Source organism: Paenibacillus cymbidii (assembly GCF_004764705.1).
Taxonomy (GTDB): domain Bacteria; phylum Bacillota; class Bacilli; order Paenibacillales; family NBRC-103111; genus Paenibacillus_AN; species Paenibacillus_AN cymbidii.
Window position 1 is genome coordinate 23,953 of sequence record NZ_SHLX01000015.1, and the last position, 12,906, is coordinate 36,858.

The window sequence follows — 12,906 nt, forward strand, 5'->3', positions numbered from 1 at the left end:
CTCCCTTGCGATTGGTAGTTGCAGTAGTTGCAGTAGTTACAGCAAATTACAGCACGCTGCCGGGATCGTCCGGCACCGCTTGCATGTTGCGGATCAATCGCTGCAGCAGCTTCTCCTTCATCTCCTGAAGCAAGCCGGCATACGCCGGATCGTCGGCCAAATCGGTCGTTTCGCCGGGGTCGTCGCGCAGATCGTACAGCGAGATCCGGTCCGGCGGCAGAGTGACCGGCCGCCCGAACGCAGGACCGTGATACGGCGCCGCCTGCCAGGCGGTTCGCGTATCCTTGGTCAAATTGCCGTACATCAGCTTATAGCGGCCGTCGAACAGCATTTTGTCGCTGCCCATCTCGCAGTAGGCGTCTTCCCGGTGTGCCGCCGCCGTTCCGGTCAACACCGGCTTCAGGCTGCGCCCCTGGTCGAACGCATGGCTCGCCACCCCGGCATAATCGCACGCCGTCCGGCCGATATCGAGCAGCTCGGCGACCGCGTCGACGGCCGCTCCGGCGCGAATGCCCGGCCCCGCCGCCAGAAACGGCACGTGCACGGAGCCTTCGTACAGGTTGATTTTGCCCCAGAGCCCGTGATCGCCGGCATTGTCGCCATGATCGGAAGTGTAGAGGACGACGGTATTCTCCGTCATCCCCATCTCCTCCAGCACGGCCAGCACCCTGCCGATCCGGTCGTCGACTTCCGTGATGCACGCGGCGTAGGCGATCCACTTGGCGCGATCGACGCCCGGCGGAACGTCCGCTTCTTCGTACCGCTGCCGATAAACCGCCGGCGCGTCGTACGGATCGTGCGGCCCAACGAAGCCGAGATGCAGGTAGAACGGCTTCTCCCGGGGCGTCTGCCGCAAAAATCGGCACGCCTGCTCGGCGATATGGGCGTCCTGCGTCAGCTCGGCGTCCCACGGCCACGGCTCGTGCGGCTTCATCCCGGCGTTCCCCTGGCGAAACCGCCCGGTCCACGCCCGGTACTCGGCCAGCAGCCCGCGCTCGCGCAGGAAACGCACATACCGGCATTCGCAGCCGATGCTGCCGCTGCCCATCTTGCCCGATGTTTCGTACGCGTACTCGAAGCCGAGCCGGTGCACATCCTCCTCATGGCCGACAAAATCGCCGTCCCACACATGCACGTGATGATGCAGCTTGCCGATCATCGCCGTATGGTAGCCGCCGGCCCGCAGCGAATGCAGGAACGTCGGGATGCCCGGGTCGACCGGCTGCCGATTCGTGAAGCAACCCGTGTTGCTGGCGTACCGCCCCGACGTCATGGCGATCCGCGACGGCACGCAGAGCGGCGCATTGCAGTACATCCGGCCGATCCGCGTGCCGCGCGCCGCCAGCCGGTCGAGGTTCGGCGTGCCGACGGCGGCGGAACCGGCGTTGCCCATGTAATCCCAGCGGTGATGATCGGAAGTGATGAACAGAATGTTCGGTTTGTCAACCGCCCGAGCCGCCTCAACCGCCGCCGCTTCGCCCTGATGCGCCATCGCTTTCGTTCACCGCCTTCACTTTTTCGCAAATTTCGCGTATTCCGCGTTGTATTCGTCGATGATTTTATTGCCGCCGCTCGTTTTCCACTGCTCGATCGCCTTCTGCCAGCCCGCGTCGTCAAGCTCGCCGTAAATGTATTTGACCCGCGCGTCGTTGATCAGCTTGTCAAGCTCGCTGCCCTTCTCGATCTGCGTCTGCGAAACGAGCGGCAGCGTCGGATTGGCGACGGCGATCGCCGCGTTGTCGACGTACGTTTTGTTCACCTTGTCGTCCATCGGCGAACCGGTCATCAGCTTCGGCTTCCAGTTCGTGACGAGCAATTCGATCACGGAAGTCACTTCGTCGTCGTACAGCTTCTGGTCGGTGCGCACCGGTTTGCCGTTGTCCATTTTGAAGTGGCGGCCTTCGATGCCGTTGACGAGCAGCTGCTCCACCTTCGGATCGGACAGCTTGTCGATGAAGTCGAGCACGTCCTTCAGCTCGGCTTCGGTTTTGATGCTCGATTTGGGGAACATGTACATGCCGTTGAACCCGTTGGAAGCAAACACGCGCTCGCCTTGCGGCCCTTTGATCCGCGTGACGAAATCAAGCTTGGCGTTCGGATTCGACTGGTACAGCGGCTGCCAGTTCGGAATCGTCGCATGGGCGACAACCGCCGGGTACATGCCCGCCTTGCCGTTTGCGATCGCATCCCACGCATTCGCCTGCTGGATGGCGGCGAAGTCCTGGTTCATCGTTTTTTCGCTGAACAGCTTGCGGTAAAACTTCATCGCGTTCAAATATTCGTCTGTCGTAAACGCCGGGAACAGCTTGCCGTCCTTCACCCCGTAGCCGTTCGGCGCTCCGTGCCAGGCGGCGACTACCGCAAAGCCTTGCGGGCTGATCAGGCTTGGCATGAACTCCTCGAAGCCGACCGTATCCTTCTTGCCGTTTTTGTCCGGATCCTGCTCGGTGAACGCTTTGGCCATCCGGTACACGTCGTCGATCGTTTGCGGTTCCTTCAGCCCGAGATTGTCCAGCCAGTCCTTGCGGTACAGCAGCATCTGCAGCCCGAGCGGCCGCTGGTGCGGCATGCCGTACAGCTTGCCGTCGATCGAAGCGTTGTAGGTCGTCTGCTCGTTGTACAGCGTTTTCAAATTCGGGTAGTTCGCCAGGTAGGGACCAACTTCCCAGAACATATCCGATTTGACCCCGGTGAGAATCGGCGCCAGCTTGTTGTTCTGCACGTTGAACACCATCGGCAGCGAACCCGAGGCGATCGTCGCGTTCACCTTGTTGTCGTAAGCGGAGTTGGGCACCCAGGTGATGTCCAGCTTCGTGTTCGTCATCTCTTCGATTTTCTGAATCATGATGTTGTCTTTTTTCGGCGGCTCGGCAAAATAATAGACCATCATCATGCTGATTTTTTTCGGCTCTTTGGGCGTTTCCTTGGCCGACGCCTTCGGCGTTGCGCTGGCGGCAGGTGTCCCCGTCGCAGCCGACGGCTTCCCGTCCTTGGCGCCGCTGCACGCGGCCAGCAGGCCGGCAAGCATCGTTGCCGCCGTGATCCCGCCTACCCAGTTGAATTTCGGTTTCATCGTTCGATCCCCTCCGTATATTGTTTGCGAACCTTGCAAGGCCGCGCTACCCTTTGACCGAACCGAGCAGCACGCCTTGGGCAAAATGCTTCTGCAAAAACGGATACACAAGCAGTATCGGCAGCGTCGATAGCACGATCATCGCCATGTTGACCGATTTGGCCGGAATGTTGAAGCTGTCCTGGCCGGATTCGCCCAAGCCTCCCTGGGACAAAATAATCAGCTGCCGCACCAGCACCTGCAAGGGCCATTTTTCGGTATCGTTGATGTACAGGATGGCGGTAAAGTAGCTGTTCCAGTGGCCAACCGCGTAAAACATCACGAAAGTGGCGATCGCCGGCAGCGACAGCGGCACGACGATGCGGAACAAAATGCCGACATCGTTGCAGCCGTCGATTTTGGCCGATTCCTCAAGCCCGTCGGGCAGCTGCTGGAAAAAATTTTTCAGCACGATCAAATTGAACGCGCTGATGGCGCCCGGCACGATAAGCGACCAGTAGCTGTCGAGCAGCCCCATCGTTTTGACGATCAGGAACGTCGGAATCATGCCGCCGCTGAACAGCATCGAAAAGATGACCATCAGCATGATTGCCCGCCTGCCGAACAAGTCCCGGCGCGCAATCGCGTACGCCATCAGCACCGTAAACAGAATGTTGACGAATGTGCCGAGCGCCGTAATGTAGAACGATACGCCGAAGCCGCGGAGCATCGTTTCGGAATGGAGCAGGTAGCGGTAAGCGCCGAAGCTCAGCTGCGACGGCAGCAGCGCAAAGCCGTTTGACTGCATCGCTTCGGCGGAAGTGAGCGAACCGGCGATAATGTACAGGAACGGGACGAGCGTCAGCAGCGTGAACAGCGTCAGGAAGCCGTAGTGGAACGCGTCGTACAGCCAGCCGCCGAACGTTCGGCGGGAGCGCAGGCCGGAGCGGCGCGCCGCATGCGTTTGCATCGTGTCAGTACACCCCTTCCTCGCCGAACTTTTTGGCCAAATAGTTCGCGCCCAGCACAAGCGCCAGCGCAACGAACGATTTGAACAGGCCGACGGACGTGCTGTAGCTGAAATGCCCTTGCTGAATGCCGACGCTGTACACGTAAGTGTCGAACACTTCGCCTACCTGGCGGTTGAGCGGATTGAGCATCAGAAAGATTTGCTCGAACCCGGTGTCGAGAAACGTGCCCAGCCGCAAAATGAACAGGATGACGATCGTGCTGCGAATCGCCGGCAAGGTGATGTGCACGAGTTGGCGGAACCGGTTGGCTCCGTCGATATCGGCCGCTTCGTACAGCTGCGGATCGACGCCGGCCAGCGCCGCGAGGAAAATGATCGTCCCCCAGCCGGTCTCCTTCCAGATCACTTCCGATACGACCATAGTCCGGAACCAGTTTTCGCTGACGAGAAAATTGACCTTTTCCCCGCCGAGCGCCGCCAGCCAATCGTTGACGACCCCGCCCTCCGTAGTGAAAAAAATGTACGCGATCCCGACCACCACAACCCACGAGATGAAATGAGGGATGTAAATGATCGTCTGCACGGTCCGTTTGAACAGCTTCTTGCCAATGCCGTGCAGCAGCAGCGCAATAAAGATCGGCATCGGGAAAAAGAAGACGAGGTTGTAGACGGCAAGCAGCAGCGTGTTGCGGAACAGCATCCAGAAGGCGGAGTCGGTGAAAAACCGTTCGAAATGCTTCAGCCCGACCCAATCGCTGTGCAGGAAGCCGCGAAACACCTGGTAATCCTGAAATGCGATGAGCACTCCCCACATCGGCAAATACTTGAAGATCACGAAGTAAACGATTCCGGGTGCCGCCATCAAATACAACCAACGGTTTTTGACGAGGTTTGCCCTCAGGGAATGATGCAACTGTCAACCTCCATTCCTCGCGAATATGACGCCTGCCTTGACTATAGAAGCGGCGGTCCGTAACGTCTACAATCATCGCGGATCATTCGGGGGCTCGACGGCGCGGAAGGGCGCCGGATAATCACTTCGGCTCCGGTAATCATTGCGGCTCCACAGGGCGAACGCGCGGATGGGAGGGGACAAGCGAGGCGGGGACATGCGAGGCGGAGGCGGGGCCGACCGGCCTGGTCAGCCCGAATGTTTGTGCATGTCGCGGTATTGGCCCGGCGTGACGCCTTCGATTTTGCGGAAATAACGAATGAAGTTTTGCGAGTTGTTATATTGCAGCCGTTCGGCGATTTCGCTAACCTTCATCGGAGACTGTGTCAGCCACCTTTTGGCAATTTGCAGACGGTGGTCGGAAACATACTCGCTGAAGCTGACGCCCATGTCGCGCCTAAACACCCGTTTCAAGTGGCTCGGGTGAAAATGCAGCTCCGCCGCGCACGCTTCCAGCGTCAGCTCGCTTTCGATCCGCTCGTGAATGAGCTGCAGCATCTGGTCGGTGATGTTGCGGTCCGGCGGAATGCGCAGCCGTTCCACCGCCTCCACGATGCTTGCGATGATGTCGTGGCGCAGCCATTGTTCGATTTCGCCGGCCGTATGCAGCTCCTGCAGCCGTTCGAACGGAGAGAAGCGGCGGTTCCAGGCGACGCCGAACTGCTGCCCCAGATCGAGCAGTTCGATCAAGAGGCGGGCAAGATGAACCTGATAGTCGCGGGGGCTTTGCCCGCTCGCCAAACAATCGGCGATGTACTGATGCAGCAAATCGTCGATTCGCTCCAGCTGGAGCAGCTTGATCGCGTCGAGCAGATGGCCGGTCACCACCTTCGGATAATGCGGCCCGGCCCCTGCAGCCGGCTGCAGATCTTCAATGAAAATGATCGCTTCGCTGCCAAGCTTGATCCGGTATTTAAGCGCTTCGAGCCCTTCCTGGGCGGCATTCGGTGCGCCGTTCCAGCCGCGGAACGGCCGGCTGATGCCGACGCTGATCCGCAAGCCGAGGTAATCGCGCGCCGCCGCCTGCATCCGTTCGGCCGCCGTGTACAAGCTGATCTTGAACCGCTCCGCATCGCCGGAGTCGCTGCCTACCAGCGTGAGCTGCGACGGGTGGATCAAAATCGGGCTCAGCCGGCTGTCGGCCGGAATGAGTTCGCTGGCCATGTTGTTGATCGCGAACAGCAGCAGATCCCGGTCCGCCTCCGCGAAACGGCTGTCTTCGAGCGAATCGATCTGGGTGACGAGCACCGCTTGCTGCTGCCAATGCAGCGGAAACTGGAATTCGGCCAGCTTGCCGGCCACCTCCGCCCCTCGCACCTCGCCCTGGAGCAGCTTCAGCACAAAAAATTCCTTCAACTGCTGCCGCTGGCCGTACATTTGCCGCTCCAGTTCGTCGTGGGAACGGTGCATCGTGCGGAACCGCTCGTCGATAAACTGCAGCTCGTCGAGCCGCTTCTTGGCGCCGGCGACGGGCGTCGCCCCGCTGACCGACTCGTACAGCTTGCGGATCGGCCCGTACAGGTTGCGCGAATGCGCGTATACGCCGATCAGCGCAACCGCCATGATGCCGGCGCAAATGAGCAGCGTGATAAGCCCGATCGTCCGCGACTCGCGCGTCACGTCGACGACTGGAACGAGCGTCATGTACAGCCAGTCGTTGTAGGCCGACCGTTTGAAGCTGACCGATACATCCTGGCCTTTGAACCGGGCCTGGAACGGTTTGGCATCCTGCCCGCTCCGCTCCAGCTGCGCCAGCAGCTCGCTGCCCGGGAACGGTTGCCCGATCAGATTTCCTTGCGGGTCCGCAAGCACGCGGCTGCGCTCGTCCAAAATATAAGTGGTGCCCATGCCTGGCACGTCTTCCACATATTTGTTGATGTCGCCGAGCGTCAGCTTGATCACGACGAACAACGTAGGCTGCTTCGCGTTAAGCGGCAGCTTGCGGACGAGACTGACCGCGCCCCCGGTGCCTGTGGCAGTGGCGAGATCGTTCGTTTTGCCGCCGCCGTTCGTCCAGAACGAGTTTTTGCCGATTGACGCGTAGTCGTCGACCGGCAGCGTCGCCTTGTATTCGTCCAGCCGGTACAGGCCGGTGTTGTCCATGGCCCATTGCTTGGACGTGTTGATAAGCTGCACGTCCTGAATGCGCAGCTCGTAGGATTGGATGCGCTGCATATATTGGCGCAGCTCCTGGATGAACTGGAACTCCGGGTACGCCAGCTCGCGTTCGATCGCGCTGTTCACCAGCGGCGAGCTGACCAGCTCGAGCGAGGCGGCGTCGACCGCCTTGAGAAATTGCTCGACCCGCAGCTCTGTCTGCAGCGTCACTTGGGCGTTGCCTTCATTGACTTTCTCCAGGGCGATGCTGGACGCCTTGAAATAAGAATAACCGCCAAGCACGATAACGGGCAAAGTGACGAAGAGAATGCCGAACCAAAACAGACGGGAACCGTATTTGGACAACAAGATGCTCCTCATGCCTCTCCCCCTCCTGCTGCGGTGAATTTATTGTAACCAAAGGCTTTCCGGAAGGAAAGCCTTGTTTGCCCGTCGTTCCGCAGCGGCTGGGCGGCGCTGCGGCGGCGATTTATTCCAATAGGCCATTTTTTATGGCCTATTTGCTTGAATTCGCCGGCAGCGTCGAGAATAGCCAGTGTTTTCACTGGCTATTCTGGCCAAACTGGCGCTATATTTGCCATTTCTTTGAAATAGCCAGCGATTTCACTGGCTATTTTGTTTCGGTTGGCCATTTTGGGCGATATAGCCAATAAAACATGGCTTATTCTGAAAGGCAAGCTTGTGAAGTGCCGTAATTGGCTCCCGTTACCTCGCCCGCCGTCTAAAGTCGCACAATCGATCCGCTCCGGGTTTGCATTTGACTAGCTTGCACCGTTGCGCTTCCGACTAGTCTTACTCCGGTTCGCTCCCGACTAGCTTCACGCCGGTTCGCTCCCGACCAACCTCGCGCCGTTACACCTGATCCGCCTCGCTGCAGTTGACGCTAATCCGGCTCGCGATACTGGTTTTGCGCCAAACGATACCAATCGTTGCCTTCGCAATCGATCAGCACGATGGCCGGAAAATCGCTGACTACCAGCCGCTTGACCGATTCCGTGCCGAGATCCTCGTAGGCAACCGTCTCTACGGCGCGCACGGATCGTGCGATCGTCGCTCCCGCCCCGCCGACGGCGCCAAAATAGACGGCGCGATGCCGAATCATCGCCTCAATCACGGACCGATCGCGATAGCCTTTTCCGATCATGCCGTTCAGCCCCCGCTCCAGCAGCGCGGGCGTGTACGCGTCCATCCGCTCCGATGTCGTCGGACCGGCCGAGCCAATCGGGTCGCCCGGCTTGGCCGGCGTAGGGCCGACGTAATAAATCGTCTGCCCCCGCAGCTCGAACGGCAGCGTTTCCCCTCTCGCCAATGCATCGGCCATTCGTTTGTGCGCCGCGTCTCTTGCCGTATACAGTACGCCGCTAATCAACACCCGGTCTCCGGCACGCAGCGACGTTACAACCGTATCGTCCAACGGTGCGACGATGCGCCGCCTTCCCGCACTATCCCGCTCGCTCAGTTCGCTCACCTGGTCGCATCTCCCCGCTCTCCCGTTGTTCCGTCCACCTCTGCCAGGACAAGCCGCAAGCACAGTCCCTGCACCCGAACTACCCTGGAAATACCTTTCACTCCATTGTGGTGCCGCCCCGGCGGCATGGGGGTCTGTAAGGCTGATTTCAGCCTTATTTCGCTCGCTACTCGCCGAAACGCCGCTGCAAGGCTGATTTCAGCCTTATTTCGCTCGCCGCTCGCCGAAACGTCGCTGTAAGGCTGTTTTCAGCCTTATTTTGCTCGCCACTCGCCGAAACGCCGCTGCAAGGCTGATTTCAGCCTTATTTCGCTCGCCACTCGCCGAAACGTCGCTGTAAGGCTGATTTCAGCCTTATTTCCACCCGTCACTCGTCGAAACGTCGCTGTAAGGCTGTTTTCAGCCTTATTTCGCTCGCCACTCGCCGAAACGTCGCTGTAAGGCTGATTTCAGCCTTATTTCACCCGCCACTCGTCGAAACGTCGCTGTAAGGCTGTTTTCAGCCTTATTCCCCGCCTACAATACCGCTTCCTTGTGTCGATTGGCGTGACAGTTCAAATTCACCGCCACCGGCAAAGAAGCAATGTGGCAAGGATGCACATTGATTTTCACATCGAGCGCCGTCACTCGCCCGCCCATGCCTTGCGGCCCGATGCCGAGCCGATTGATGCGCGCGAGCAACTCCTCTTCCAGCGCGGCAATTTCGGCATCCCCGCTCCGCTCGCCCACGGGGCGGAACAGCGCCGTCTTCGCCAGCAGCGCACACTTCTCGAAGCTGCCGCCGATGCCGACGCCGACGACGAGCGGCGGACATGCGTTCGGCCCGGCGATCCGCACCGTGTCGAGCACAAAATCGATCGCCCCCTCCAAGCCGTCGGACGGCTTCAGCATGCGCAGCGCGCTCATGTTTTCGCTGCCGCCGCCCTTGGCCGTCAGCTTCAGCTTCAGCCGGTCGCCGGGGACAAGCTCCGTGTGGATCACGGCGGGCGTGTTGTCGCCCGTATTGACCCGCCGGAATGGGTGCAAGGCGATGGAGCTGCGCAAATACCCTTCGCGGTACCCCTGGCGAACGCCCGCCTGGATCGCCTCCTGCAGCGTCCCGCCGACGATGCGGCAATCGTGCCCCACCTCCGCGATCACCACCGCCATCCCGGTGTCCTGGCACATCGGCACACGTTCGGCGGCTGCCAGCTCCGCGTTATCCAGCAGTAGCTGCAGCACGTCTTTGCCCGTCTCCGACGCTTCCTTGTTCAGCCCGAAGCGCAGCGCGGCCACCGTATCGTCGCCCAGATCGTAGTTTGCTTCCATGCACAAGCGGGCCACCGCAGCCGCGATATCGTCCGCATGCACGAGCCGCATCGGCGGCAACCCGTCTCCCCGCATCGCCTCTTCGCTCCTATACCTCACCTCGCCGTCCTCCCGTCTCATCTCGCCGTTCTCCCGCATCGCTCCTCCAGCGCTTGCCCTTCCTGCCTCTTCCCGGCCGTTCTCCCGCATCGCCCCTCCAGCGCTCGCCCTTCCTGCCTCTTCCCGGCCGTTCTCCCGCATCGCCCCTCCAGCGCTCGCCCTTCCTGCCTCTTCCCGCCCGTTCTCCCGCGTCGGCCTTCCAGCGCTCGCCCCTCCTTCCTCTTCCCGCCCGTGCTCCCGCCTTCCGCCGCCATCCGGATGCCCCATGGTACTGGCTCCGTTGTCAGCCATGCAGCCATCTCCGCAGCGCGTGTTTGGTCGCGGCCCCGTTCAGGCGGGCGATGGCCGTCGTCAGCGGGATGCCTTTCGGGCAAGAGCGCACGCAGTTTTGCGAATTGCCGCAGCCGCTCACCCCGCCGGGACCGATCACCGCGTCCATCCGTGCTTCCTTGTGCATCGCGCCGGTCGGGTGCAGGTTAAAATAGTGCGCCTGCCCCATCGCATACGGCCCCAGATACGGGGACGCCGGACTGACATTCGGGCAAGCGTCCATGCAGACGCCGCACGTCATGCAGGTCGAATACGCATATGCCTCCTGCTGGTTGCGGGGAGATATGCTCGGTCCGGCTCCCAGCGCATACGTCCCGTCGATCGGGATCCACGCTTCGGTCTCGAGCAAGCCGTCGAACATGCGCTGCCGGTCGACGATCAAATCTTTCTCTACCGGAAACGTGCCCATCGGCTCCAGCACGATCGGCTGCGCCAGCCGGTCGACGAGCGCGGTGCACGCCTGGCGCGCCTTGCCGTTGATGCGCATGCTGCAGGCGCCGCATACTTCCTCGAGGCAATTCGACTCCCAGGCGACCGCCCGCACCGGTTCTCCGCCGGCATTAACCGGCCGCCGCTGGATGTCGAGCAACGCGGAAATGACGTTCATGCCCGGCCGAAACGGAACGGCAAACGTTTCCCAATACGGCGGCTGCCCCGGGCCATCCTGCCGCTTGACGCGCAACTGCACCGTCGCCGCCACCGCGTTTCGCTCCGTTTCAGTCGCCGCCGCCGTCTTCCGCTCCCTTCCAGCTGCCGTCACCGCCTTTCGCTCCCTTCCGACTGCCGCCACCGTCTCCCGCTCCACTCCAACTGCCGCCTTTTGCCTCGTTTCAGCTGCCACTGGCGACCGCTCCTTTCGCTTTGGACACGTCGTACCGCCTCTGCCTCGGCGCGATAAACTGCAGGTCGACGTCCTCGTAGCGCAGCGCCGGTCCGTCCGGCGTATGTGTCGCAATCGTCGTTTTCAGCCAATTCGCGTCGTCCCGCTCCGGAAACTCCGGCTTGTAATGCGCTCCCCGGCTTTCGTTGCGGTTCAGGGCGCTGAGCGTAATGACCCGGGCCAGCTCGATCATGTTCCGCAGCTGCCGCACGAACGGAACCGTACGATTGTGTTCGGCCGAACGGTCGTCGATGCCGATCCGCCGCCACCGCTCCTGCAGCTCCTGCAGAAAATCGTCCGTCTGCCGCAGCCCCGCGTTCGTACGCACGACCGTCACATGCTCGACCATACGATCGCTCATCTCTACGTGCAGCCGGTATGCATTTTCCGGGCCGTCCATGGCGTACAGCTGCCGCTGCTCCGCTTCCTGCCGTCCCCGCTCGGCCGCAAACCACGACTCCGCCAGCTCGCCCGCCGGCGTTCGCTGCGCCTCCGCGTAAGCCATCGCCTTCGGCCCGGCCACCATGCCGCCATAGATCGCGGACAGCAGCGAATTGGCGCCGAGCCGGTTCGCCCCGTGGTACTGGTAATCGCACTCCCCGCAGGCGAACAAGCCGGGAATGTTCGTCATCTGGTCGAAATCGACCCACAACCCGCCCATCGAATAATGCATCGCCGGAAAAATTTTCATCGGCACCTTGCGCGGGTCGTCGCCGACGAATTTTTCATACATGCCGACAATGCCGCCAAGCCTTTCCCGCAGCCGTTCCGCGGACAGATGCGACAGGTCGAGGTACACCATATTTTCCCCGCCGATGCCGAGCTTCAAGTCGTAGCAAATATGAAAAATCTCGCGCGTGGCAATATCCCGCGGAACCAGGTTGCCGTAAGCCGGGTATTTGTCCTCGAGAAAATACCACGGTTTGCCGTCGCGATACACCCAGATGCGCCCGCCTTCTCCCCGCGCCGACTCGGACATCAGCCGCAGCTTGTCGTCGCCGGGAATCGCCGTCGGGTGAATTTGGATAAACTCCGCATTGGCGTAGCTCGCGCCTTGCCGGTAAACGGCGGCATGCGCGCTGCCGGTGTTGATGACGGAGTTCGTGCTTCTGCGATAAATATAACCGATGCCGCCGGTCGCCATAATGACGGCGTCGGCGCGAAAATCGCCGATCCGCATCGACTTCAGATGCTGTGCCACGATGCCCGCACAGCGGCCTTCGCCGTCCCTGACGATGGAGAGCATCTCCCAATGCTCGAGCTTCTCGATCCGCCCCTCCGCCTCGAACCGCCGCACCTGCTCGTCAAGCGCGTACAAAATTTGCTGCCCGGTAGTCGAACCGGCAAACGCCGTGCGCGAGTAAGAGGCGCCGCCCAGCCGGCGAAAATCGATGTTGCCTTCCGGCGTCCGGTTGAACGGCACGCCCATGCGGGCCAGCATGTAAATGATGTCCGGCGCCGCTTCGCACATCGCTTTGACCGGCGTCTGGTTGGCGAGGAAGTCGCCTCCGTAGATCGTATCGTCAAAATGCTCCCAGGCGCTGTCGCCTTCGCCCTTCGTGTTGACCGCGCCGTTGATGCCGCCTTGCGCGCACACGGAATGCGAGCGCCGCACCGGCACGAGCGAAAACAATCGCACCCGCTGCCCCGCTTCGGCCAGCTTGATCGCCGCCATCAGTCCGGCCAGTCCGCCGCCGACCACAATGTAAGATCTCCCCATGCCGCTCCG

General features: G+C 61.1%; 10 protein-coding genes. 1 reads left to right on the forward strand and 9 read right to left on the reverse strand.

Annotated features, from left to right (window positions below; genetic code table 11):
• Positions 1-46 precede the first annotated feature (46 nt).
• The 5 genes from EXY20_RS20365 to EXY20_RS20385 all read right to left on the reverse strand — a co-directional run bounded on the left by EXY20_RS20365 (position 47) and on the right by EXY20_RS20385 (position 7,452).
• On the reverse strand, positions 47-1,492 hold the full coding sequence (locus EXY20_RS20365) for a sulfatase family protein (RefSeq protein WP_135553948.1): 1,446 nt from the start codon (positions 1,490-1,492) through the stop codon (positions 47-49).
• Positions 1,493-1,510: 18 nt separating this feature from the next.
• Positions 1,511-3,073, reverse strand: coding sequence for an extracellular solute-binding protein (locus EXY20_RS20370; RefSeq protein ID WP_135553949.1), 1,563 nt, complete (start codon positions 3,071-3,073; stop codon positions 1,511-1,513).
• A 46-nt stretch (positions 3,074-3,119) separates the two neighbouring features.
• Entirely contained in the window at positions 3,120-4,022 is a 903-nt protein-coding gene (locus EXY20_RS20375; RefSeq protein ID WP_235886116.1) for a carbohydrate ABC transporter permease, read from the reverse strand.
• A 4-nt stretch (positions 4,023-4,026) separates the two neighbouring features.
• Positions 4,027-4,884 (reverse strand): ABC transporter permease, encoded by an 858-nt coding sequence (locus EXY20_RS20380; RefSeq protein ID WP_135554097.1) that lies wholly within the window; start codon positions 4,882-4,884, stop codon positions 4,027-4,029.
• A gap of 279 nt (positions 4,885-5,163) precedes the next feature.
• Positions 5,164-7,452: a helix-turn-helix domain-containing protein gene (locus tag EXY20_RS20385; protein ID WP_135553950.1), complete on the reverse strand. Its 2,289-nt coding sequence runs from the start codon at positions 7,450-7,452 to the stop codon at positions 5,164-5,166.
• A 65-nt stretch (positions 7,453-7,517) separates the two neighbouring features.
• Between EXY20_RS20385 and EXY20_RS20390 the strand changes: the two genes are divergently transcribed.
• Entirely contained in the window at positions 7,518-7,745 is a 228-nt protein-coding gene (locus EXY20_RS20390; RefSeq protein ID WP_135553951.1) for a hypothetical protein, read from the forward strand.
• Between the two features lie 230 nt (positions 7,746-7,975).
• Here the strand turns inward: EXY20_RS20390 and EXY20_RS20395 are convergent, their stop codons facing one another.
• From EXY20_RS20395 to sdhA, 4 genes are all read right to left on the reverse strand, one after another.
• Positions 7,976-8,560: a Fe-S-containing hydro-lyase gene (locus EXY20_RS20395; protein ID WP_328592565.1), complete on the reverse strand. Its 585-nt coding sequence runs from the start codon at positions 8,558-8,560 to the stop codon at positions 7,976-7,978.
• 516 nt (positions 8,561-9,076) lie between these two features.
• Positions 9,077-10,258: a fumarate hydratase gene (locus EXY20_RS20400; RefSeq protein WP_328592566.1), complete on the reverse strand. Its 1,182-nt coding sequence runs from the start codon at positions 10,256-10,258 to the stop codon at positions 9,077-9,079.
• Positions 10,251-10,997, reverse strand: a complete 747-nt coding sequence (sdhB, locus tag EXY20_RS20405) for a succinate dehydrogenase iron-sulfur subunit (RefSeq protein WP_135554100.1) — start codon at positions 10,995-10,997, stop codon at positions 10,251-10,253. The genes EXY20_RS20400 and sdhB overlap by 8 nt, the downstream gene beginning before the upstream one ends.
• Before the next feature lie 130 nt (positions 10,998-11,127).
• Positions 11,128-12,897, reverse strand: a complete 1,770-nt coding sequence (sdhA, locus tag EXY20_RS20410) for a succinate dehydrogenase flavoprotein subunit (RefSeq protein ID WP_135553952.1) — start codon at positions 12,895-12,897, stop codon at positions 11,128-11,130.
• Positions 12,898-12,906: the final 9 nt, after the last annotated feature.